A 23653-nucleotide genomic window follows, 5' to 3' on the forward strand; every position below is an offset into this window, starting at 1 on the left:
GCTTCCGGATTGGTTTTTTCATGTCTGTAAACAAGGCAATAGTGCTGCTCTGGCAACAACTCTGGCGCCTCGTATATCTTATTATTAGATTTTCATTTCTATTTATATCGTTTTCAATCGTTTTTCGGCTTCCTTATCATGTGTCTAACGGTCACCAGCTACAACTTGTGACAGCGCATCATCAACCCAAGGTAACCCACCATACTCTAGGAGGCTATATGGCGATTGAGCTCAGCAATCATTCTTTAAAACAGGGCGATAACAAGGAAATTGCCCTGCAAATTGCGACCATCTTGAAAGACATCCGTTTCGGATCGGTCGAGGTTGTGATTCACGACGGTCGGATCGTGCAGATCGATAAGCGCGAGCGGTTTCGGATTACCGAATCTAAATCGGCGGCTTAAAGCCAATCAATGCGGGAAATCGCTCAAGGGTTCGATTCGACTAAAAATCATAGATCGTCGAATCATTCGGAGCCCACAAGGGCGTAATTCAAACCCTGCCGCCAACCAAATGGGTGCGAGGGCTTTTTCGAAGATTGATCAACGGCATTACCCAGTCAATTCAACCGGATCACCGGAGATTTTGCATAAAAAAACGACAACGACAAACTGACCGGATCGCCGGAAGTGTTTGCTAACAGGAAAAGAGATGAAAAATTATCGACGCAAAACCCTAATAAGCGCGATTAATTTGGCACTGCTCGGCGTACCGGCCGCGCATGCCGCAAGTACTGACGCATTAGAACAACGCATTCGCGAACTAGAAAGCCGTCTGGAAAAATTCGAGAAAGCCGCTTCCGTTGCCGAGCAAGCGACAACCACCGCACAGCCTAGCGCCGAGGTGGAAAAACTGAACCGCAAGATCAATACGCTGGAACGCAAACTTGAGGTAGATAAGGAAGTCGCCACTGCCGCCGCCAGCAGAACGCCTAAAGTGGAAGCCGCTTCGGATGGATTCAGGATTTCTTCGCCGGATAACAAACATCAGGTGAGGATACGCGGCGCGGTACAGACCGATGCACGATTCTTTACCGGTGGATCGACACCAACCACCGATAAATTTGAATTGAAGCAGGCCCGGATCTGGCTGGAAGGCAAGTTTTGGGACAAGCTGTATTTCAAAATCATGCCGGATTTTGCGGCAAATAATATCCTGCCAGACGCTTACGTGGATTACGCCTATTTGCCGTATGCCAGCTTGAGCGTCGGTAAACAGAAAACGCCTATCAGTTTAGAGCGTTTGCAAGGCGACGCTGATGGTATGTTCCTAGAGCGGGCGTTTCCAACTTATCTGGCCAGCAACCGCGATGTCGGCGTGATGCTGCACGGTTCGTTCGCCAAACCGGGCTATAAAGCCGATTACGCCGGCCCGGTGGATTTTAGAAACTTTATTAGCTACCAGTTGGGTGTGTTCAACGGTTCCGGCGATGACGGTAGTCCGGATAAAAACTCGCCCGATACGGATGATCCGAAGGAATTTGCCGGCCGGTTGTGGGTACATCCGTTCCAGCATGGCGGTAATAGCTGGCTGGAGGGCCTGGGTCTCGGTCTGGCTGGAAGCTGGGAACGGCCTCAGCGGCAAGCGCTTAAAAACCAAGGGACTCCGATCGGCCGCACGACTTTCCTGAATTATGGCAGTTTAAGAAACGCTGCTCAGACAGCGCTCATTGCTGACGGCGCGCATTACCGCATATATCCGCAAGCTTATTGGTATGCCGGGCCGTTTGGCGTGATGGGCGAATATGCCTTGTCGGCACAGGAAGTCGTGAATTCGGCGGGCGCTCCGGTTCGTAATCAGATCAACAATACCGCTTGGCAGGTGCAGCTCTCCTACGTATTGACCGGCGAGGACAATACCTTCCAGAGCGTCAAACCGATGCGACCATTCGATCCGTTAGCGGGTAGTTGGGGCGCGTTCCAGGTGGCTGGTCGATTCAGCGAGTTTCATGTCGATGACAAGGCTTTCCTCTATCTGGATCCGTCAAGATCGGCAAGAAACGCCACCGCCTGGGCAGTGGGTGTGAATTGGTTCATCAACCAGAATGCCCGGATCATGGCCGATTACGAGCAAACCTATTTCGATGGCGGTGCGGGTACTGCGGCGCTTGTTGCCAACAGGCCGTCGGAAAATGTGTTTGCCACTCGTTTCCAGCTGGCATTTTAACGAGTTAGTCATTCCGGCTGGGAAGCCGGTATCCGGTTCGCCAGGGATGGCGGCGCTTGGTTTCGGCGTTGGCTGGGTAGCCGCATGGATGCGGGCATGACAACCTAATTTTCGAACGATATAAATTTAGCTTACAGAGAGATATTTATGAAGAACAAGTTAGCAAGCGTAGTGGCTGCCGTATTGTTGGTAGCGGCAGTGGGCAAGGTGCAGGCGGCGGATGTTACTCTGCTTAATGTGTCCTACGATCCGACCCGCGAATTTTATAAAGAGTACAACCAAGCTTTTGCCAAGTACTGGAAGGGTAAAAACGGCGATAACGTCACCGTCAACCAGTCGCACGGCGGCGGTGGCAAACAGGCGCGGGCGGTGCTGGATGGTCTGGAGGCCGATGTGGTGACTCTGGCGATTTCCGCAGATATCGATCAGCTCAGCAGACGCAACCTGATCCCGGAAAAATGGCAAAGCCAGCTGCCTAACAACAGTTCGCCTTATACCTCAACCATCGTGTTCGTGGTGCGTAAAGGCAATCCACAAAAAATCAAGGATTGGAACGATTTAATCAAATCCGGCATCAGCGTGGTGACTCCAAATCCGAAAACCTCCGGCGGCGCGCGTTGGAACTATATGGCGGCTTGGGCATATGCCTTGAAACATAACGGCAATAGCGAAGAGGCGGCTAAAGAATTTGTCAGCAAACTGTTCAAAAATGCGTCAGTGCTGGACACCGGCGCTCGTGGTTCAACCACGACATTTGCCGAGCGGGAAATCGGCGATGTGTTGATCACCTGGGAAAACGAAGCTTATCTGGTGTTAAAAGAGTTCGGCGCGGACAAGTTTGAAGTGGTCACACCGTCGTTCAGTATCCTGGCGGAACCACCTGTTACCGTCGTGGAAGACGTGGCGCGTAAACACGGCACCACCGAAGTGGCCACCGAGTATCTGAAATATCTGTACGGCAAGGAAGGCCAGGAAATTATCGCCAAAAATTATTACCGTCCTTCCGATAAAGAGGTGGCGGCCAAGTACTCCAAACAATTCCCGGCGCTGGAGTTGGTTAACATCGCCGATTTAGGTGGCTGGCCTGCGGTGCAAGCCAAGCACTTCGCCGATGACGGTGTGTTTGACAAGATTTACGGACGTTAACAGGCAAGTCCGATAGAGGAGGATGTAGCAATGGTGGAAGACACGATCGAATTGATTCGGGACGATCTGGAAAGGGCTTTGTATCTGGATCTGGACGAGTTCAAACTGGAACTCGAGCAACAGGAAGTGCTGAGCCGGTTTATCGGTCTGAGGTTGCGTAGCGAGTTTCAGCCGATTTTCGATACTGCTACCTCGGAAGGGCTGTTGGGTTACGAAGCTTTGCTGCGTACTTCGACTGGCCTGGAAGCGGTGACGCCGGATTTCGCCTTTAGCTGGGCGGATAATCAGGGCAAACTGGTCAAACTGGATCGGGTTGCCAGAACCTTGCACATGCTCAACTATCTGAATCTGCCAGTGGACAAGGGCTTGCTGTTTTTAAACGTGCACCCCAAGTTGCTGGTCAGTGTCAACACGCATGGCAAGGTGTTCGAACACATTCTGCACTTGCATTCGGTGCCGACTACACAGGTGGTGTTGGAGATCATGGAAAACGCCGTCGAAGCCGATCAACAGCTGATTGAAGCGGTGGAAAATTATCGTGAACGCGGCTTTCAGGTGGCGATCGATAATTTCGGTAGCCGCCATTCCAATCTGGATAGGTTATGGCGCTTGTCGCCTAGCTTCGTCAAACTGGATCTCAGCATCATCCAGCAGGCGCAAACCGATGCCAAGATCCGCCGGGTGTTGCCGAAACTGATCGAAATCATCCATGCCTTGGGTGCGCAAGCGGTCATCGAAGGCATCGAAAACGAAATGCAGCTGGATATTGCGCTGGATGCCGGCGGCAAATTGCTGCAAGGCTATTTTCTGGGCCGGCCGGCACCGGCCGGACACTGGAACAAGCCCAGACAATTGCATCCGGATAACCCGCTGATGCCCGGCGCGCCGCATCATTTCGGTAGTTTCAGTGTCGCGGCCCAGCACGGCATGTAAGCTTTTTTAAACAAACCGCGACTTGGTCGCGTGTCGGGGCGAATAAATTCGTCCCGATCCTATTGAATCCAAGTGATGTTCTCTCCTATGGCAATCCTGCTAGCCCCGCCGATCAGGCGGGTTTTTTTGATGGGATGCCGATGAGTGGACTAAATTAGTTCTATCCAACCATTCCAAATTGCCGCAGTATTGGCCGTAACGAATGATGTGGCGCGCGCCATATGTCATATTGGCCGATTAAGGCCCATGCCCCGCATTGAATAGGAGAGCTGCATGCCATCCTGGTACCAGGATAATTCCGAGTCGATAGGCCGTACGCCCTTGGTGCGACTCAACCATATCAGCCGGGGGTTGGATGCGACTTTGTTGGTCAAAATCGAGGGGCGTAATCCATCCTATTCGGTGAAATGCCGGGTTGGCGCGGCGATGGTCTGGGCCGCCGAACGCCAGGGTTTGTTGACATCGGGCAAGACCTTGCTGGAGGCCACCAGCGGCAATTCCGGCATCGCCTTAGCTGCAGTGGCCGCCGCGCGTGGCTTACCGATCACGTTGACGATGCCGGATAATATGAGTCAAGAGCGTCGTACTTTGTTGCAAGCCTATGGCGCCAAATTGCTGCTGACCGATGGTGCATTGGGCATGCGGGCGGCGGTGGAAAAAGCCGAAGCCATCGCCGCGGCCGATCCGGAGCATTATCTGCTGCTGGAGCAATTTAAAAATCCTGCCAATCCGGCAATACATGAACAGACCACCGGCCCGGAAATCTGGCGGGATAGCGGCGGCGATGTCGATATCTTCGTGGCCGGCGTCGGCACCGGCGGCACCATTACCGGCGTCTCGCGCTACCTGAAAAGCCAGAGCGGCAAGCCGATTATCAGCGTCGCTGTCGAACCGGCCGGCAGTCCGGTCTTGAGTCAGACCCGCGCCGGTCTGCCCTTGCAGGCGGCCCCACATCGGATTCAAGGCATAGGTGCCGGCTTTGTGCCTGGGAATCTGGATTTATCGATAATCGATCTGATCGAACCAGTGGAAGATGATGAAGCGATCGATTATGCCCGGCGTCTAGCCAAGGAAGAGGGCATTTTGGCCGGCATCTCCAGTGGAGCGGCCGTCGCGGCGGCGGTGCGTCTGGCCAAGCGCTCGGAACATGCCGGCAAGACCATCGTCACGGTACTGGCCGATTCCGGCGAACGCTATTTGAGTTCGGCGTTGTTTGCTGTTTAGTTAAAAAAAGTGGCTGTTTCGAGCTCTCGTCGCCTATTTCCACGTCTTGATAGGGATATTGTTTTTTGCTGGTTTATCGGCGATTTCGCCAATAGGGATTTTTGACTCGCCTAATATCTTAATTAAAGATATAAATTTCAATTTATATCATTTCACATGCTATCCAGCATTCTTTACTATCTCTTCCAGATATAACGCCCTAAACCGTATCTGCGTAGAGACACTAAATGACACAAAGCAACATCATGCCGGGATTTCGACCGGCGCTGGCATACACCTTGATTTATCTGGGTCTGGTGGTGCTGATTCCGCTGAGTACGCTGGTTTTCAAGAGTCTGGAGCTGGGCTGGCATGAGTATCTGGAGATCATCACCCACAAACGGGTGTTGGCATCGTTTCGGGTCAGTTTCGGCACCTCGTTGGTTGCAGCCGTGGTGGCTGGCGTGTTCGGCTTCGTGATTGCCTGGGTTTTGGTGCGTTATCCGTTTCCCGGTAAACGTTTTCTGGATGCCTTGATCGATCTGCCGTTCGCCTTACCCACGGCGGTGGCTGGCGTGGTATTGGCGACTATCTTTCAACCTAGCGGCATGCTCGGTAAATGGTTGATCGAGACGTTTGATGTTCATGTGGCCTATACCCCGCTGGGTATTGTGATGGCCTTGATTTTCATCGGCATCCCGTTTGTGGTGCGCACCGTCGAACCGGTGTTGCAGGAGTTCGACACCACCATGGAAGAAGCGGCTTCCAGCCTCGGGGCCTCGCGCTTGCAAGTGTTTACCCAGGTGATCTTTCCCAATATTTTTCCGGCCTTGCTGACCGGGGTTTCGCTGGCCTTTGCCCGAGGCGTCGGCGAGTACGGTTCGGTGATTTTTATCGCCGGTAATCTGCCTTATGTGTCGGAAATCGTGCCGCTGCTGATCATCACCAAGCTGGAACAGTACCAGTATGCCGGCGCGACCGCCATTGCCTTGACCATGCTGCTGGTGTCTTTTTTGATGTTGTTGATCGTTAACTTATTGCAACTCTGGGCGCGGCGCCGCTCGGGACAAGTTTAGGAGAAATTATGCACGCCAACGTTCATGTGATCGGCGACGCGACAGGCCAAGCTAACTACAAAGCGCTACACGACCCTTTTTGGGTGCGCTGGGGGCTGGTTGGCGTAGCGGTGGGCTTCATCGTGCTGTTTCTGTGCTTGCCGCTGGCGCTGGTGTTGTTTCAAGCTTTTTCCAAGGGGTGGCTGGCTTATTGGCAGGCGCTAGCGCAGCCGGATGCGATCGCCGCGATGAATCTGACTCTGTTGGTGGCACTGATTACCGTGCCATTGAATACCGTGTTCGGCGTAGCGGCGGCCTGGGCGATTACCCGCTTCGAATTTTGGGGTAAAAGCCTGCTGACGACCTTGATCGACCTGCCGTTTTCGGTGTCGCCGGTCATCTCCGGCCTGATTTTCGTGTTGCTGTTTGGTGCCCAAGGCTGGTTCGGCGAATGGTTTTCCGCGCATCAGATCAAGGTGATTTTCGCGGTGCCGGGCATCGTGCTGGCGACGATATTTATTACTTTTCCGTTTGTGGCGCGGGAGTTGATTCCGTTGATGCAGGAAATGGGCAGCGAGGAAGAGGAGGCTGCCTTGTCGCTGGGTGCCAGCGGCTGGAAGACCTTTTTTCTGGTGACCTTACCGAACATCAAATGGGCTTTGCTGTACGGTGTGTTGCTGTGCAACGCCAGAGCGATGGGCGAATTTGGCGCGGTATCGGTGGTATCCGGCCATATCCGTGGCGTGACCAACACGCTGCCCTTGCATGTGGAAGTCAGTTACAACGATTACGACGTGATCGGCGCGTTTGCCAGCGCCTCGATTCTGGCCGGCCTGGCGATCGTCACGCTGGTTTTGAAAAGCTTTTTGGAATGGAAGCAGGCTAGGACTTAGGGATTTATTGCCCCCGTTTAAAAGGAGGGAGATTTGTTTGAAAAATCTCCCCCGGCCCCTCTTTTTCAAAAGAGGGAAATCCTGTTGCCGCGTAAACCGAATAACATGCATTACGAGAGACCAATATGAGCATTCTGTTAACCAACATCAGCAAAAACTTTGGCAAATTTGCCGCGCTGCACGACGTCAGTCTGGAAATTCCGGAAGGCGAATTGGTGGCCTTGCTGGGGCCGTCCGGCTGCGGGAAGACCACGCTGTTGCGCATCATCGCCGGTCTGGAAACCCCGGATTTCGGCAGGGTGCTGCTCAGCGGCGAAGACAAGACCGAGCAGCATGTCAGTCGGCGCGGCATCGGCTTCGTATTTCAGCATTACGCCTTGTTCCGGCACATGACGGTGTTCGATAACATCGCCTTCGGTCTGCGGGTCAAGCCGCGCAAGGAACGTCCTGCCGAAGGGATTATCGGCAAAAAAGTTCACGCTTTACTGGAATTGGTGCAGTTGGATTGGTTGGCGGATCGTTTTCCGGATCAATTGTCCGGTGGACAGCGGCAGCGGATTGCTTTGGCTAGAGCGTTAGCGGTGGAGCCGAGCGTATTGTTGCTGGACGAACCGTTCGGCGCATTGGATGCCAGCGTTCGCAAGGATTTACGACAATGGCTGCGCAATCTGCATCAGGAATTGCATGTCACCAGTATTTTCGTTACCCACGATCAGGAAGAAGCGATGGAAGTGGCCAGTCAGGTGGTGGTGTTAAACCAGGGCCGAATCGAGCAACAAGGTGCGCCGGCGGATATTTACGATCATCCGGCCAATGCGTTTGTCTCCAAATTCATCGGTCAGACCAATGTCTTCGATCTGTCGGAAACCGAGAGCAGCTGGTTGCAGCGCGCCGGCATCCTGGCCGAAAAACCGCAAGGCATCTTCGCCCATGTTCGTCCGCATCATATCGACATCGTCAAGGCCGAGGAGGCCTCCGGTTCGCCGGTCACTTTGAAGGACTGGCAGCATTTGGGCGCGACGATACGGGTCGAGTTGTTCAATCCCCAGCACAATGGCTCGGGCGCTACGCTGTTCGCGGAAATGCCCAACGAACGCTTCAAGCAGCTGGGTTTGCATAAGGGCGACCGGGTTGCTGTGCATATCAAGCAGGCGCATTGGTTCAATTGAAACCAGGAGCGAAAGCTAGTGCTATTGGCAGCGTAGCGCGGCACGGACGCAAAAATGGTTCGCTTGTGCTGCCGATTGCTCAAATCACCCCACGGTAAAAGGCCGGTATGAATCTTAATCAGCTTGAATTATTGCGAGCCCTGCAAGAAACCAATTTCAACCAATCCAAGGCAGCCGAGAAAATGCACGTGGTGCAGTCCGCCGCCAGCCGCCAGTTGCAGTTGCTGGAAGAGGAGCTGGGTTCGCCGTTGTACGAACGCCACGGCAAAAAATTGTTGGGTTTAACACCGCTGGGCGAGCGAGTGATGGAGCAGGTGGATAGGATCAATCAGGCTAAAAAGAATATCCAATCTATCGCCGACGACTTTCGCGACAACCGCAACGGCACCTTGCATATCGCCACCACCCATACCCAGGCTAAATACTTATTGCCGGTGCCGATACAAAAATTCCGGGAGAAATATCCTGGTATTACCATTTATATGGTGCAGTCCTCGCCGGACGAACTGATCGAGCAACTGCATCATCATAAGGCCGATATCGCCATCTGCACCGAACGGCTAGACGAGGACGACAAGCTGGTGGTCATGCCTTGCTACGATTGGCAGCATATCGCCGTGGTGCCGCGCCATCATCCGCTGGCGCAAGGCGACATTACGCTGGGCCGTCTGGCGTCGTTTCCGATTTTGACTTATTCGCAGGGTTTTACCGGGCGTTCCAATATCGAAAAGGCTTTTAAAAACGTCGGCAAGGAGCTGGATATTACCTTGTCCGCCGCCGACTCCGACGTGATCAAAACCTATGTCAGACTGGGTTTGGGCGTGGGCATTATAGCCGGCACATCCTATGAAAGCAGCGACGACGAGGATTTGGTGGCGCTGGATTTGTCGCATTTGATCCCGCGTTCGGTGACCAAGATCGCCTATTTGAAGCAACTGTATTTACCGACTTATCTGCAATATTTTATTAACGAGCTGTTGGCTAGGTCGGGGCAAAACAAATAAGCGAGCCATTGTTCCATCCCACGTGGTTGCATCAAATGGCCATTGATGCGGCGGCAATTACCCCGATGTTAGTTACTCATAGCGCGGAAGATTAAGCACATTAACCGCCAATTTGTCGTAAGCTGCTTTGAGATTTTCAGCGGCTCTTTGCCGTTCCTCCAGTAGTGCGTATTCCTCTGGCTCGGCTTCGCCATTCTGTATGGCCTCTTGAAGAGCGCGAATTTCAGCAGCAACAACTTGAATGGCAAATAATTAATGCTTCAGTGCTGATTTCTGGCATGGTCCCCGCCCCTTTTATCAAACGACTTGCCCATTTCAGAACGATAAAGGACGCATTTGGTTTTAGCCATAAGCCAAGGAAACCATCTGCTTGCCCTGGAAGATAGTCGTGTTGATGGCGTTTTCTTTCGGCAATAGATAGGTCTGTTCGCCTTATATCCTTGTCATCGGGAGAATGACTATGTTTCATAGCAGACATATCTGAGAAGGCTACACAGTAGAGACAATCTTAAATTCTTGGCTCAAGTACATCACTGTTTTTTCAAAGATACCCATTTGAATGTCTTGAAAGGCATCTTCGTGCTTAGGATCGTAGTTTGGTAGGTCGTCATTCCAGAACGGGTACTTTAAGGAGGCGTCCAGCATCTCTATTCTGGCTACATTGACCAACGCCTGCGCTTCATCTTCCGAATTCAGCACCAACTCCTCGGCCTCGCCTCTCTCAACGACTGCAGAAACAACTGGATATCCACGCTCTTCGGCGATCTTTTTCAGTTGGAGTTTGAGAATTGACGGGAAGGGAACAATTTTACTCATCGTATGGTTACTCCAGTATTCGTCATCATTTTTTCAAGTTCCTTGAGTTTTGATATGAGCGTCGCAACAGTCATTTTCTTGCTCACATTGATCAATGGGTGATCGATGGTGTTGTAATTCACCACAAGGTCTTCAGGTAACTGCGTATCTCGGGGGAGTAGCCACACTTTTCCTTTGATGGGTATGTCTTTCAGTCGCTGAATAGAATTTGAAAAGGATAGACCCTTTGTGATATCGGGGTAAACAACGTATTCACCGAGGCTTTTGTCGAACTGAATGTTGAAATCGGCTGGGCGTACGGTTTCTTTTCCGTCTTCAGTTTTGTACATTAGCAGGAGATAACGCCCGGAATCTTGTAAGCGACCAAACAAGTTGTCAGCAGTATATCTAATACGAAATCTGGGTGGCAACCATAAGTTTGTGAACTTCAAGAATTTTTTTATTACGTTTCGCCACAGTTTTGCCAGCCGCATTTTACAGGCCAACGTCGTTTTTGCACCATTCAGGAATTGCTCGATACGGCGATTAGAAAACGACGATGATCTACACCTAAACGGTGGCCAGTTGAACAACTAAAGAAGTGAAAATGCAGCTGCATTTATGAGTTAATTTCTGTTTTTGGCAACAATGGGCCAGTTTGCTGTCATTGATCAAAACATGCTCTGTGCTTGCTATTGGCCGGTCGGTGAGGTTACCAATGGCCGCTTTGTAAACTTCAGTTTTCAAAATCTGGATCTGGCTGAATGGCCGGTTTGGAGAAACGCGACCGACCAAAAAGGGTCGTTAGGAATCAGTGACGAACGACCGCTTTCGGGTATCGGAATTCAATGACGGCTTTCGGGCGATGAATCTGAACAGCTGACGGTCGCCAGGCGACCCAAACCGGCCTGTCGCGCTTCTCCAAACCCGCCATTCAGCCAAATCCAGATTCTGCGAACTAGAGATCTACAAAGCCGTCATTGGCGACCTCAACCAATCGGCCAGTTTGCGACGCTGAAGTTGCTTATAACTTTTGTCATGAGCGGCAGTTTTAAGTTGTGAAGCTGTCGCTTGATGAAGACCAGTTTTTGATGTTTTATATTGGACGCATATGATATGGAGTTAAATCGATTCTGTAATCATTGTAGTAGGGAGGTTGGTTACAGAAATTATTATGGTAATTAGCTACCCATAAATATTTTTCTAAACAATGTGGATTGTTTTGATATTCGGATAGTTTCAATTCAATTATCTTCTTGTGTTTTGTCAGGTCACCTACAAATTGAAAATCATGATCGCCAATCTTAATGGATTCAAGATAACTGAGAAAAATCTGCCCATCACTGTCCTTGAAAAAGAATTTATTGATATAATTTTCACGCTGCTGATCTTCAAAGCCTTTGCTGATTTCTGCGAGAACAGATGATGCTGATTTTGTCAGAATAATGCGCGGATATTTGGCCTGATTTACTTCTGCTTCGTAAGCTTCTATGGCCCCATTTCCATAAATAATCACTTCATCCATATAGAGTTCGTCAACCACAATAGCACCTCGAACAAAATAACCTTGATTTACCATTTCCACTTGAAGTAGATAAATTGTTGACAACATGTCGAAGAATTCATCACATCCTTCTATAAAATTGTAGTTTCCCCCACTCTTGCTAATTGGACAACCGATCAGAATGCAGTCTGTAAAAATACGAATTTTATATTTGTCGTTTTTGCCCCCAATAAAAGGCATTTTAAATGTCGTTTTGTAATATTCTTCTTCGCGCTTATGCCAAGAAGATAATGCTTGATGGAAATTTAAAAGTGCTTCTTGCGATTTGTCTTCATTTTTTGCCTTTCGAACAAGTTCTTTAAATCCAAGGACATCAATAAATGCAATTATTGATTTACGTAGCTCACGTTGATCATCTGAGTTTATATAAGGGTTGCGTTTGTCGTTTGTATTGTCATTCATTTTAATTAATACCTAAATCTTTGTTTTAGACATTAAAGGTTATGGTCCTATACCAGCCAAGCAGAGTTTATAGCTAATTTTGTATATATCATCAAAACTCTTATTCTTATATGAATTGGTGTTTGCTGAGAAAGTTTTATTGACAATTGCTTTAGCTTTTTCTGGCTCAGCTGCATCTTCTATTATCACAGTTAATGCCTGATCTTGATTATATCCATTATTTTTAAGCCGAATAGCCTGAGTAGTGACTACAGCTACTTCACCACACTCATATTGAATATCAGCGTTAACTGGATTATGCCAAACACCTAAAGCTATTAATGCTGATATTAATATTTTTATCACTTATATCTCCACTTATATAGGGAAATTTTAACAATTTGAAATATCGCTGGCGCGGCAGCTTCGGGTCGAATCAGGACTATACGAGCGCCAAAACCAGAACCAGCCAGAGCGTTTGTCGTTTTAAACGACATTTAACGCGTCAGCGTTCCCGCAGTAGGGCTCAAAGCACACAGCATCTTAGTCACTGCACGCTAAAAGCTCATTGCTTATGACTTCTAACTTGATAGGAGGTTATCTCTGGAGATAGCTCTGTCCAGATATTGCTAACCCACATACCTAACTCAAGCCTTATTTTAAAAAAATGGGTTTTTCCATTTTCTGCCACAAAATTATTAATTTCATCAATCACATTCATAGGGACCTGAGTGTAGATTTCATGCGAACCCGGTTCAACTTCAACCTTTAAAGGAGTTTCCGAAGTAACGTGCCCCAGAGGCTTCTTATCAAGAAAAACGGGGAATTCATCAGTAAATCCTTGTTCATGATAAATAATCAGAGTGGATTTATCGGTTGATATTGGATTCGGATCGATTGGGACAGTGATGATTGATCCGCATCCTGTCAGTAAGAAAAGGGTCAACACTAACATTAAATTGCTGATATTCAAAAGCTACCTCGCCGGATTATCTTTATGTATGCATTTCGGTGGAATCTAGCAGATTCCGGTTACGAACCAATCCCATTGCAACGCAAACTAACCAATAAATTCGTCATAAAGTTTAGCCACCCGTTAAGATAAGACCAAATCAGACTGTTTATTAGTTATACTCAAAGGGTTTCTATAGAGCTACTTGCTGGATTTGAATTTTTTATGATCAAAACCGCTAACGTCAAATTCAAAAATTGGCGCTCCTTGTTGATAAATGTTTGTGGAAATACGCACTGTTTTTGATTTGGTCATGTTCTGGACAAATCGGCTATAGTTTTGGATAAATATGACTTCCGTGCTGTTATCGGCGGGACCTACAGCTGAATAGCTAGATGGCTTGTCCTCGTCGAATCTCACAAGCACAGAGCATTCCTCGTAGGAATGGCAAAGAATTTGTCCTTTTTCAATCCTAAACATAACGTCCTTTCCATGGCGAGGACTATCTCTCAGACTGAGGGCGGCGTGTTGTTCTCCAGAATAAGGAAAGTTGAACTCCACAGTGTTAGTGCTTAGGGTGTGAGCACGATATGTCGTACCTCCACTCATCTTATCCTTATCTTGTGAATATATCCATTGATTACCAATTGTTGGTTTGATGTCTGTTTCAGTCGTAGTAATTGGTTTTAACTCAACGGTTGGCTGTGCCTTACTGGAACTAGCGCTGTTTTTGGCTTTTTCTAACTCAAGTTGTGATTGAAGTTCCGCTATTTTTTTATTTGCTTCATCGAGCTCAGATTTTTGAGAGCAGGCTGACACTAAGAAGCCACATAGAGCTAGAAATGCGTGAATTCTAATATTATTTCTCTTGGTATTATTAACGCTCATAGACTTTACCGCCTGTCGATATGCTGTATAGCCATGAGCTATAAGGAAGCCTCAACAGTATCGATGATTTATCGATTACTGCACCCATAACCATTCCACGGCACAGCAAACTGACCCCACCTTGGATTCTTTCACACATTCCATCTGGACTATCAACGAACTCTGTTTTATTTAACCGGGTGATAATTACTGTTTGGCCTTCGGGCAGTGCACCAATGGGTGGAATGACATATATGGTAATTTGCGTGTAAATAGCACCTGCAATAATGGCAGCGAAAATTAGCACTATGGTGGAGTTTTTTTTCATGCTCTGGGAAACTTTTGTATATGCCTAATGATGTAATCTTGACCATTGAATCAAACTGAGCGATCTACAGCAAGACTAGCTCAAATTTTGTCTTACAGTTTGGCTAAACGGAAGCGAAGACGCTTGTAGCGAGCTGGAATTTTACACTTCACTATGAAGCTATTTGAGCACCAAAACTCGCTAGCGCAGTTGTCGTTTTAAACGACATTTGCAGCGGTTGTTTTTTCACGACAGGATTGCAGCACAGAGATAAATACTCGTGTAATACAACACAGGAGTATTTTTATGAAAAAACCATGCAAGCATTTGCGCACTACAAAAACCTTTCGCTTTTCGCCAACCCAAGCCCACAGTATTTTTGCCAAGGCACGCTACCTGAATCTGACTGAATCAGAATTTGTACGCATGGCATTGTTAGAAGCAATTGACCGAATTAAGCAGAACTGAGGTCTTTTTTAGTCAAATCCAATCAACATTTCTCCATGAAACGGACGGTCGTGAAGGGCAAAAATTGGCCGGGTCGAGCCAAAGAGGACGAAAGGTTGCTTGCCGAAAAGCTGCCATTCGCTGAACTTAGGGGTCGAAAATTTCGCCAGCATCCTAAACGGCCGGTTTTGGCCGATTGGTGAGGTTGCCAGTGGCTGCTTTATAGTCCTCCAGTCGCAGAATCTGCATTTGGCTGACTGGCCGGTTTGGAGAAGCTCGACAGATCGCTAGGGGTCGAAACAAGACGATCATGTTCCAACCAAACCAGGAGTTATCCGAGAGTTGAATGCTAGCCATTGGGTTAGGCTCAAGTATAAGGCCTATCGGGCTTCTTCCAACCTCATCTTGCAAATAACCAAACTTTTTAGTTTTCCCATTACAGTCATATTTAATGCATGGGCTAACAACAGCCGGCCGCCGCCGTGGTAACTCTGACTCTGCTCAGTGCCGATTGGTCCATTTAAATAGCCAAAAGCCGGCAAACATCGCTGCGACAAACGCGTAGTTGCCGAGTACGCCCGCTGTCAAACCCACCAGTGCCGGGCCGGGACAAAAGCCGGACAAGCCCCAACCGATGCCGAATATCGCTGCGCCGGCTATTAAGCGCGCATCGACTCCAGACGGCGCAGTAGCCGAGGTTTCCTGTTCCCGGTCCGCCGCATCGTTATTGCGATGCATCCAATAGCGGGCGCCGCCCAGTGTCAGCAAGGCGCTGGCCATCACCAGGGCCAGGCTAGGGTCCCAGTTCCCGGCTACGTCCAGGAAAGCCAGCACCTTGGCCGGATTGGTCATGCCGGCGACGATCAAGCCAATGCCGAACAGCAGGCCGTAAGCAAATAAATAGACGGTGTTTTTCATTTCGTTTCCCGGTTCAAAGCAGATGGCGGACCACAAACACCGTCAGACCGCCGGTGAGCATGAAAGTCAGCGTCGCGACGATTGAGCGCAAGGACAGCCGGGCGATGCCGCAGACGCCGTGGCCGCTGGTGCAGCCGCCGCCGAGCCGGGTGCCGTAGCCGACCAGCAGGCCGGCAAGCGCCAGCCAAATGGGCGAAGCATCCAGCTCCAGCGCGATGTCGGTGCCGCTCAGGCGATACAGCGGCGCGCTGGCCAACAGGCCGGCCAGAAACCAGCCGCGCCATCTGCTGCCCGATTGCCAGGGTGGTAACAGCCCGGCGGCAATGCCGGAGATGCCGGCGGTATGTTTATGGGTAAACAGCAATAAGGCTGCGGATAGCCCGATCAGCGCACCGCCCGCCAACGCGGATAATATCGTCAAAGCATTCATACTTTCGTCTTGCCAAAAAGCGGGTATTGAATCAGAAACGCCGCGACCAAGCGAATTGCAATGAAAATTGCGTCATCGACAGATCGATGGATTGACCGGGACTCAACGGGTTAGCGCCGGTAATGGTTTTTTGCGGCGAATACATAAAGGCAAAGCTCAAGTCGTCTTGTTTGCTCAACGCGTGACTAAAGCCGCCGGTCAGATGCCATTCCTGCACGCCCGGCGCCAATATGTTGAATAACACTTCCGAACCTTCGATCGGCTGTTGGCCGTAGCTAAACCCACCGCGCCAGGTCCATTGATCGTTTTGTTTCCATTGCCCGCCGAATTTGTAGATGGTCATGTCGTTCCAGCCAAAGCCCGGCCCCAAGCCGTTGCCCAGGCTGCCAGGCGTCAGCGGTTGCAGGGTGTTGCCGACCGATTTGATCTCGCTGTAACGGATATGCTCGATATCGAAGTTGGTGGTGATCTCGCGGTTGACATCCCAGGATAGGCCGACGTTGAAGCTGTCGGGAATATCGAAGCCGCCTTGCTGTGCGAACAAGCCGGCGTAACGTTCAAAGTCGGACATATAAATCCGGCTTTTGTAAGACGCGCCCAAGCGCAAGCCGGGTATCAATTCCGCCTGACCGCCGATTCTAAAGCCGGCGCCGAACGAGTAATCGCGGCCTTTATCGGAAAGGTGATTAGGGTCGCTGGAAAAGGGCGCAAACGATCCGATGCCTCGTGCTTTAAAGGTCTGAGCGGCAAAAATCGGCGAAATCCCCACGGAATAACGGCCATGATCGAAAGAGCGAGCATAGGTGCCGACCAGAAAAGCCTGGGCCATATCGATGCCGGCTCGGCCGGCGCAGAACACACCGGGCTGCCCGCCGCAATAAGGCGAGGCGTTATTGACTTGTCGCCAATCGGTGTTCATGCCGCCGTTGCCATACAGCGTCAGGCCGATGGTTTGCTGGTCGTCCAGTTTATGACTCCAGCCTAGCGTGCCAATCGGGAAGAAATTGCTTTCGCTTTCCTGTGTGCCTGGGCCGAGGTCGAAGGACTGTTGGGAGAACGCGGGGGTGCCGCTGACCCGATATTCGCGAAAAGGCGCGAATAATTCGGCTTCGATATCCAGCCGGTTGCCGACGTAAGCCAGGCCGGCCGGATTGACCGCGGCGGCGATCGCATCTTGCGAAAACGCCGTGCTGGCGCCGGCCATGGCCTTGCTACGGGCGCCGTATCCGTGCGCGAAATAACCGTTGGTAGCGCTAGCCAGGGAGGGGGTGAGCGAGATGATTGCGAATGCGCCGCTTAACAAAAACGGTTTATTTCGATAAGACATAGTCCATTCCATGTGGTGAAAGATACGAGGAATGGTAGCGAGGGGTGGGTATATTAGAAAACGACATTATTCGAAATGAGCATCGAATATTGGCATAAGCGGCCTAAAACCGCCGATTTCGTACGCTTGACAAGCGCTCGATAAATCGCCGAATATAACGCCTGAAAACGCTAGCAAATGTGTAGGAGTTTTAGGAAACGATGTTTTTCGATTAGCCAATCTGATAATGGCATAAGCCAACAGCGGGGTTCTTGACAGAACCCGGCGCGGCAAAGTACTTTAACGTAAAGCATCAAGCTGACCGGACAACCGGAAGCCAGTGCGCCCGTAAGGGCCACTGGCTTTTTTTTGGCCTAAACAAAACCAACACACGGAGCACAACGGACATGGCACATTGGTATCCCGATAATTCACAGTCCATCGGCAACACGCCTTTGGTACGACTCAACCGCATTACCGAAGGGGCGCAGGCGACTATCTTGGCCAAGATCGAAGGCCGCAATCCGGCGTATTCGGTGAAATGCCGAATCGGCGCGGCGATGATCAACGACGCCCAGAGCAAGGGCTTGCTCATCGAAGGCAAGGAACTGATAGAGCCGACCAGCGGCAATACCGGCATTGCGCTGGCTTTTGTCGCGGCGGCGCGCGGCATTCCGCTGACCTTGACCATGCCCGAAACGATGAGTGTGGAGCGCCGCAAATTATTGGTGGCATACGGCGCCAAGCTAGTACTGACCGAGGGGGCCAAAGGCATGAAAGGCGCTATCGCCAAAGCCGAGGAAATCGCCGCGGCCGAGCCGGATCGCTATGTATTGCTGCAACAGTTCAAAAATCCGGCCAACCCGGCGATTCACGAGCTGACCACCGGTCCGGAAATCTGGGCCGATAGCGACGGCGCCATCGACATCCTGGTGTCCGGCGTCGGCACCGGCGGCACCATTACCGGGATATCGAGATACATCAAGTTAAAGCAGGGCAAACCCATCGTTTCGATCGCGGTCGAGCCGGAAGCCAGCCCGATTTTGAGCCAATTTCGGGCCGGCGCGGAATTGCAACCGGCGCCGCACAAGATTCAAGGCATAGGCGCGGGCTTTGTGCCGGATGTGCTGGATTTGTCCCTGGTCGATCAAATCGAGCTGGTCGGCAACGACGAAGCCATCGATTACGCTCGCCGGCTGGCGCGCGAGGAAGGCATTTTGGCGGGTATTTCCTGCGGAGCGGCCGTGGCCGTGGCGGTGCGGGTCGCCAAGCGGCCGGAAAATGTCGGCAAGACCATCGTGGTGATATTGCCGGATTCCGGCGAGCGTTATCTCAGCTCGGCGCTGTTCGAAGGTTTGTTCGATGCCCAGGGTTTGCCGGCATGAGTTCGGTAGAAAACGGCCATCGTTGGGGGGTGGACGAACTGGTCGCGCAATTGCGCGAACTGCGTCTGCAATCCCTGGAAAACCGGCATCGCCGCGAGCATCCGCCCAAGCTGCCATCGCGTAAGGTGTTAAGCCATATTGTCGATAACATCGGCGCGGTGCTGTTTCCCAACCGCTTGGGGCAGCCCGATCTGACCGACGAAGGCATCGATTATTTCGTCGGCCACACCTTGGATAGCGTGTTGCGCGAGCTGCATAGACAGATACGTTTGGAGCTGCAATTCATCGCCGAGCAGCAAGATTTAACGGTCGATAGCGATGGCCGGGCCACCGAGATTGTCCGGCAATTCGCCGCGCGGCTGCCCGCGGTTAGAGCCTTGATCGACAGCGATATTCAGGCCGCTTACGAAGGCGATCCGGCGGCCAGAAGTTCCGATGAAGTCTTGGTGTGTTATCCGGGAATAACCGCTGTGATCCATTATCGTTTGGCGCATGTACTGTACTCGCTGGGCGTGCCCTTGGTGGCGCGGGTCATCAGCGAGGTCGCCCATTCGGCTACCGGCATCGACATCCACCCCGGCGCGCAAATCGGCGACAGCTTTTTTATCGATCACGGCACCGGCGTGGTGATCGGCGAAACGGCGGTGATCGGCCGCCGCGTCAGACTGTATCAAGCGGTGACGCTGGGCGCCAAGCGTTTTGCCAAGGACGACAACGGCATGCTGGTCAAAGGCAACGAGCGGCATCCCATCGTCGAGGACGACGTGGTGATTTACGCCGGCGCCACGATTTTAGGCCGGATCACTATCGGACACGGCTCGACGATAGGCGGCAATGTCTGGCTGACCCATAACGTCCCGCCCGACAGCTTGGTCAGCCAGGGCCAAAATCGCACCGAGGTCTTCGCTGGCGGAGGAGGGATTTAGCAGACAGAAAACGAAAAATACAGACGTTTTTGTGAACCGATTTAAAGCAATGCGTCGCGATAGAGTCGCGATTAAAAACACCATCCACTTAATAAAGGAAGATCACCATGACCGAAACCGACATTCACCAAGCCCATACCGCGTTAGGCGACGTCGCCGCACGTACCTTATCGAACGCCACCAAAACCGTGCCCATGATGGGCACCATCACCCCGCGCTGGCTGGTGCACCTGTTGCAATGGGTGCCGGTCGAAGCGGGTATTTATCGGGTCAACAAAGTTAAAAGCGAAACCAGCATCACCGTCGATTGCTCCAGCCTGGACGAAAAAGTACTGCCGCAAACCTTCGTCGATTACGAGGAATGGGGCCGCGAATACCGTTTGAACGCGGTCAACACCGTGTTGGACGTTCACACCCGCGTGGCCGACTTGTACAGCAGTCCCTACAACCAAATCCACGAGCAGTTGCGTCTGACCATCGAAACCGTGAAAGAACGCCAAGAAAGCGAGTTGATTAACAACGCCGAATACGGTTTGTTGAACAATGTCGCGCCAGCGCAAAAAGTGCAAACCCGCAAAGGTTCGCCGACTCCGGACGATCTGGACGAACTGATCGCCCGCGTTTGGAAAGAGCCGGGCTTCTTCCTGGCGCATCCGCGTGCCATCGCCGCCTTCGGCCGCGAAGCGACTCGCCGCGGTACGCCTCCGCCCACCATTTCGCTGTTCGGTTCGCAGTTTTTGACCTGGCGCGGCTTGCCTTTGATTCCGACCGACAAACTGAAAATCGTCAATGGCAAAACCAATATCCTGCTGCTGCGCACCGGCGAAAGCCGTCAAGGCGTGGTCGGTTTGTATCAACCAAACTTGACCGACGAGTTGAGCATGGGCTTGTCGGTGCGTTTCATGGGCATCAACCATAAAGCCATCGCCTCCTATCTGGTATCGCTGTATTGCTCGCTGGCGGTGTTGACCGAGGACGCCATCGGCGTATTGGAGAACGTCGAAATAGGCAACTACTATGACTACCAATAACGCCGATTTGTCCGGATTGGCGCAACAGGCGCTGAGCGGCGGCGGTGTGCCGGCCGACTTGCCGGATGCCGCCGAGCTGACCCGCCTGGCGAATCAGTTTTTTCGGGAAGTGCCGAATGGCGGCGAGGCGATTGATACGGTGCCGGTTTCGGCGGCGACATCCGTGCCTATTCACACGGTACCGGCTGGCTTTAATTCGCGGCCCGGCATCGACGATACGTCGATTTCAGCCTTGGTGCAACGTAGTGTCGGCTTGCCAGGCGCCAGCGATTTGCAAAAATCGCTGGCATCACCGCTGGGTGGCAAACAACCATCCACGACGGGCGGTTCGTCGTTTTATTTTTTGAACGAAGTGTCGGCATTGGCTAAGGAGGCTCAGTTACCAGGGCTGGTTGCCGCGCATCCGCCGTTTGATGTGCATGCCGTGCGCCGGGATTTCCCAATTCTACAGGAACGCGTCAACGGCTATCCGTTGGCCTGGCTGGATAACGCTGCCACCACCCAGAAACCGCAGGTAGTGATCGACCGGATTTCCGAGTTTTACCAACACGAAAACTCCAATATCCATAGAGCCGCGCATGAATTGGCGGCGCGGGCTACCGACGCTTACGAAGGCGCCCGCGACATCGTCGCCCGTTTCATCAATGCCTCGTCGTCCAGCGAAGTGGTGTTTGTACGTGGCGCCACCGAAGCGATCAATCTGGTGGCAAAAAGCTGGGGCAAACAAAACATAGGCGAAGGCGACGAAATTATCGTCAGCTGGCTGGAGCATCACGCCAACATCGTGCCTTGGCAACAGCTTTGCGCCGAAACCGGTGCGCTGCTACGGGTAATCCCGGTCGACGATAACGGGCAGGTGATTCTGGCCGAGTATCAAAAACTGTTGAACAGCCGCACCAAGCTGGTGTCGTTTACCCAGGTTTCCAATGCGCTGGGTACCGTGACGCCGGCGCAGGAAATGATCGAACTGGCGCACCGGGCCGGTGCCAAGGTATTGCTGGACGGCGCCCAATCGGTGTCGCATTTGCGGGTCGATGTGCAGGCCTTGGATTGCGACTGGCTGGCGTTTTCGGGTCACAAAATCTTCGGCCCTACCGGTATCGGTGTGCTGTACGGCAAGGCCGATGTGTTGGAAGCGACCCAACCCTGGCAGGGTGGCGGTAATATGATCGAGGACGTGACTTTCGAGAAAACCAGTTACCAACCGGCGCCGGCCAGGTTCGAAGCCGGTACCGGCAATATTGCCGATGCGGTGGGTTTGGGGGCGGCTTTGGAATATCTGAGCAAACTGGGTATCGAAAACGTCGCCCGTTACGAGCACGAACTGCTGGAGTACGGCATGCACGTGTTGAGAGCCATTCCCGGCGTGCGCTTGATCGGCACTGCGCCGGACAAGACCAGCGTGCTGTCTTTCGTATTGGCCGGGCATAGTACCCAAGATGTTGGTACGGCTTTAAATCAGGCTGGTATCGCGGTACGTTCCGGCCATCATTGCGCTCAGCCTATCCTGCGCCGTTTCGGACTGGAGGCCACGGTGCGGCCGTCGCTGGCGTTTTACAACACCTACGAGGAAATCGACCGGGTGGCGGCTGTATTGAAACGCTTGCAGTGCAGCAAACGTAGTTTTTAGCGCTTAAATGAAGTAGGCGCTCTTTCCGAGTTTTCGGGAAGAGCGCTGAGATTTCTTCTTAGGACTTCTTTAGCAACGGTTTTTTGCTACCTGCTTTGTAATCGTTCCGTCCTCTGTGTCGGTGCATTAATGTCGGTAGTGGGCCTCTCGACTTGGCCGGGTATTTTGGGTGTGGTCGGCTGCTGCCAACAATGGCTGTTCGAAATATGCCCCTTCTACCAGGTCGAAGCCGGTTTGTCTGGCTAACGCGGCGCTTCGTCTATCCTCGATGTCAAGCATGATGCTACGGCCGGCAACCGAATCGACTAGGCTGTTCAACTGCTGCAATTTTTCCGGCAGTTTGTTGTCGCGAATCCGCTCCAGATGTTGGGTCGACAGTCCGACAAAATCCGGCGCGGCTCTGGCAATCAATTCGATAGCCGGCTTTTCCAATGTGTGATAGTCAAACTTCAATGCCAGCCGGTAGCCACGGCGTTGATAGTTTTGCAAGCCTTTCAATAAGGTCTGGTAATAGCGGGCGTAAATTCTGTTAACGGTCATGGTAATCGCTACATTGCGGGTTTGCAGACCGCATTTGACGATGACCTCTTCAAAATAGGCGCCATGATCTTCCTTGACCCCGAGAATGTGGCGCGGATCGACTTCCAGAAATAACACCTCATCCAGATGAGCTTGCGGCAAATAATTAAGCATATGCACGGCTCGCGATAAGCGATCGAAATTAATAATCGATTCTGGCTGAGTATTTTGCTCGGGCGGCAAAGCCAATAGATTTTCCAGTTCCTGATTTTGTAGGGGTTGTGCAGTATGGGGCGCCACGCTGAGATGTGCGGCGTGGCCGACCAGGTGTGCGCTGCGTAGGGTTTCGCGGATCGGTTTCAGGGTACTGCCGATGCAGATCGGTCCAAACAGCGCGTGTACGCCGCCGTCGCGCAAAATAAAAGGCCTGAAACCGCTGTTGTGCTCTTGCTCTAGTCTATCGTTGAAGTATTCTACTAATTGCTGCAAAGGCATCGGTTTAACTCCTGTAAAAAACGTTTGCTAGTGAAGGGGAGACAGCTTTTGGCTAGCCTTGAAGTGAAGATGGGTCATTACAGCGGGCGTGGTTGCGCCGAAAAAAGGCGGGGTCGACCCCGCCATCAAAA

27 protein-coding genes are annotated in these 23653 nt (G+C 51.7%); 14 read left to right on the top strand and 13 right to left on the bottom strand.

The window, feature by feature from the left end:
• Nucleotides 1-218: 218 nt before the first annotated feature.
• The 9 genes from QZJ86_RS04640 (at nt 219) to QZJ86_RS04680 (ending at nt 9569) form a co-directional block, all read left to right on the top strand.
• Nucleotides 219-404, top strand: a complete 186-nt coding sequence (locus QZJ86_RS04640; RefSeq protein ID WP_301936832.1) for a YezD family protein — start codon at nt 219-221, stop codon at nt 402-404.
• A gap of 247 nt (nt 405-651) precedes the next feature.
• On the top strand, nt 652-2166 hold the full coding sequence (locus tag QZJ86_RS04645; RefSeq protein WP_301936834.1) for an OprO/OprP family phosphate-selective porin: 1515 nt from the start codon (nt 652-654) through the stop codon (nt 2164-2166).
• 147 nt (nt 2167-2313) lie between these two features.
• Entirely contained in the window at nt 2314-3312 is a 999-nt protein-coding gene (locus QZJ86_RS04650) for a sulfate ABC transporter substrate-binding protein (RefSeq protein ID WP_301936837.1), read from the top strand.
• Between the two features lie 30 nt (nt 3313-3342).
• The gene (locus QZJ86_RS04655) at nt 3343-4245 is read left to right on the top strand and encodes an EAL domain-containing protein (RefSeq protein WP_301936839.1); all 903 of its coding nucleotides are present in this window, start codon (nt 3343-3345) and stop codon (nt 4243-4245) included.
• A gap of 273 nt (nt 4246-4518) precedes the next feature.
• Nucleotides 4519-5469: a cysteine synthase A gene (gene cysK, locus QZJ86_RS04660; protein ID WP_301936841.1), complete on the top strand. Its 951-nt coding sequence runs from the start codon at nt 4519-4521 to the stop codon at nt 5467-5469.
• 227 nt (nt 5470-5696) lie between these two features.
• Nucleotides 5697-6524, top strand: a complete 828-nt coding sequence (gene cysT, locus QZJ86_RS04665) for a sulfate ABC transporter permease subunit CysT (protein ID WP_301936844.1) — start codon at nt 5697-5699, stop codon at nt 6522-6524.
• 8 nt (nt 6525-6532) lie between these two features.
• A complete protein-coding gene (gene cysW, locus QZJ86_RS04670; RefSeq protein WP_301936846.1) occupies nt 6533-7396 on the top strand; it encodes a sulfate ABC transporter permease subunit CysW in 864 nt (287 codons plus the stop codon).
• A gap of 125 nt (nt 7397-7521) precedes the next feature.
• Nucleotides 7522-8565 carry a sulfate/molybdate ABC transporter ATP-binding protein gene (locus tag QZJ86_RS04675; protein ID WP_301936848.1) on the top strand — a complete coding sequence of 348 codons (1044 nt, stop codon included), beginning with the start codon at nt 7522-7524 and terminating at the stop codon, nt 8563-8565.
• Between the two features lie 107 nt (nt 8566-8672).
• A complete protein-coding gene (locus tag QZJ86_RS04680; protein WP_301936850.1) occupies nt 8673-9569 on the top strand; it encodes a LysR substrate-binding domain-containing protein in 897 nt (298 codons plus the stop codon).
• Between the two features lie 72 nt (nt 9570-9641).
• Here the strand turns inward: QZJ86_RS04680 and QZJ86_RS21565 are convergent, their stop codons facing one another.
• From QZJ86_RS21565 to QZJ86_RS04720, 9 genes are all read right to left on the bottom strand, one after another.
• Nucleotides 9642-9812, bottom strand: coding sequence for a hypothetical protein (locus QZJ86_RS21565; RefSeq protein WP_407081651.1), 171 nt, complete (start codon nt 9810-9812; stop codon nt 9642-9644).
• On the bottom strand, nt 9793-10038 hold the full coding sequence (locus tag QZJ86_RS04685; protein WP_301936851.1) for a hypothetical protein: 246 nt from the start codon (nt 10036-10038) through the stop codon (nt 9793-9795). The genes QZJ86_RS21565 and QZJ86_RS04685 overlap by 20 nt, the downstream gene beginning before the upstream one ends.
• Before the next feature lie 20 nt (nt 10039-10058).
• Complete coding sequence (locus tag QZJ86_RS04690; protein ID WP_301936853.1) at nt 10059-10385, bottom strand: hypothetical protein; 327 nt, start codon at nt 10383-10385, stop codon at nt 10059-10061.
• Nucleotides 10382-10714: a hypothetical protein gene (locus tag QZJ86_RS04695; protein WP_301936855.1), complete on the bottom strand. Its 333-nt coding sequence runs from the start codon at nt 10712-10714 to the stop codon at nt 10382-10384. The genes QZJ86_RS04690 and QZJ86_RS04695 overlap by 4 nt, the downstream gene beginning before the upstream one ends.
• 746 nt (nt 10715-11460) lie before the next feature.
• On the bottom strand, nt 11461-12330 hold the full coding sequence (locus QZJ86_RS04700; protein WP_301936857.1) for a hypothetical protein: 870 nt from the start codon (nt 12328-12330) through the stop codon (nt 11461-11463).
• Between the two features lie 39 nt (nt 12331-12369).
• Complete coding sequence (locus QZJ86_RS04705; protein WP_301936859.1) at nt 12370-12675, bottom strand: hypothetical protein; 306 nt, start codon at nt 12673-12675, stop codon at nt 12370-12372.
• Between the two features lie 199 nt (nt 12676-12874).
• Nucleotides 12875-13282, bottom strand: a complete 408-nt coding sequence (locus QZJ86_RS04710) for a hypothetical protein (protein WP_301936861.1) — start codon at nt 13280-13282, stop codon at nt 12875-12877.
• A 180-nt stretch (nt 13283-13462) separates the two neighbouring features.
• Nucleotides 13463-14149 (bottom strand): hypothetical protein, encoded by a 687-nt coding sequence (locus QZJ86_RS04715; protein WP_301936863.1) that lies wholly within the window; start codon nt 14147-14149, stop codon nt 13463-13465.
• Nucleotides 14139-14456, bottom strand: a complete 318-nt coding sequence (locus QZJ86_RS04720; protein WP_301936865.1) for a hypothetical protein — start codon at nt 14454-14456, stop codon at nt 14139-14141. Before QZJ86_RS04720 ends, QZJ86_RS04715 begins: the two co-directional genes overlap by 11 nt.
• Before the next feature lie 285 nt (nt 14457-14741).
• Here QZJ86_RS04720 and QZJ86_RS04725 point away from each other — a divergent pair, with 285 nt between their 5' ends.
• Nucleotides 14742-14903, top strand: coding sequence for a hypothetical protein (locus QZJ86_RS04725; protein WP_301936867.1), 162 nt, complete (start codon nt 14742-14744; stop codon nt 14901-14903).
• A gap of 480 nt (nt 14904-15383) precedes the next feature.
• On the opposite strand, the gene QZJ86_RS04730 is transcribed toward QZJ86_RS04725, so the two are convergent.
• Genes QZJ86_RS04730 through QZJ86_RS04740 form a run of 3 tightly spaced genes read right to left on the bottom strand, consistent with a single transcriptional unit; the run spans nt 15384 to nt 17557 of the window.
• Nucleotides 15384-15800: a DUF6691 family protein gene (locus QZJ86_RS04730; protein ID WP_301936869.1), complete on the bottom strand. Its 417-nt coding sequence runs from the start codon at nt 15798-15800 to the stop codon at nt 15384-15386.
• Nucleotides 15801-15813: 13 nt separating this feature from the next.
• Complete coding sequence (locus QZJ86_RS04735) at nt 15814-16230, bottom strand: YeeE/YedE family protein (protein WP_301936871.1); 417 nt, start codon at nt 16228-16230, stop codon at nt 15814-15816.
• Nucleotides 16231-16261: 31 nt separating this feature from the next.
• Nucleotides 16262-17557: an OmpP1/FadL family transporter gene (locus QZJ86_RS04740; RefSeq protein ID WP_301936874.1), complete on the bottom strand. Its 1296-nt coding sequence runs from the start codon at nt 17555-17557 to the stop codon at nt 16262-16264.
• 386 nt (nt 17558-17943) lie between these two features.
• Here QZJ86_RS04740 and cysK (QZJ86_RS04745) point away from each other — a divergent pair, with 386 nt between their 5' ends.
• The 4 genes from cysK (QZJ86_RS04745) to QZJ86_RS04760 all read left to right on the top strand — a co-directional run bounded on the left by cysK (QZJ86_RS04745) (nt 17944) and on the right by QZJ86_RS04760 (nt 22508).
• On the top strand, nt 17944-18921 hold the full coding sequence (cysK, locus tag QZJ86_RS04745) for a cysteine synthase A (RefSeq protein ID WP_301936875.1): 978 nt from the start codon (nt 17944-17946) through the stop codon (nt 18919-18921).
• Entirely contained in the window at nt 18918-19847 is a 930-nt protein-coding gene (gene epsC / locus QZJ86_RS04750; protein WP_301936876.1) for a serine O-acetyltransferase EpsC, read from the top strand. The genes cysK (QZJ86_RS04745) and epsC overlap by 4 nt, the downstream gene beginning before the upstream one ends.
• Nucleotides 19848-19954: 107 nt before the next feature.
• Nucleotides 19955-20878 carry a family 2A encapsulin nanocompartment shell protein gene (locus tag QZJ86_RS04755; protein WP_301936877.1) on the top strand — a complete coding sequence of 308 codons (924 nt, stop codon included), beginning with the start codon at nt 19955-19957 and terminating at the stop codon, nt 20876-20878.
• On the top strand, nt 20865-22508 hold the full coding sequence (locus QZJ86_RS04760) for a family 2A encapsulin nanocompartment cargo protein cysteine desulfurase (RefSeq protein WP_301936878.1): 1644 nt from the start codon (nt 20865-20867) through the stop codon (nt 22506-22508). Before QZJ86_RS04755 ends, QZJ86_RS04760 begins: the two co-directional genes overlap by 14 nt.
• 126 nt (nt 22509-22634) lie before the next feature.
• On the opposite strand, the gene QZJ86_RS04765 is transcribed toward QZJ86_RS04760, so the two are convergent.
• Complete coding sequence (locus QZJ86_RS04765) at nt 22635-23522, bottom strand: YuxH family protein (protein ID WP_301936880.1); 888 nt, start codon at nt 23520-23522, stop codon at nt 22635-22637.
• Nucleotides 23523-23653: the final 131 nt, after the last annotated feature.

Origin of the sequence: Methylomonas montana (assembly GCF_030490285.1) — a bacterium.
GTDB classification, from domain to species: Bacteria; Pseudomonadota; Gammaproteobacteria; order Methylococcales; family Methylomonadaceae; genus Methylomonas; species Methylomonas montana.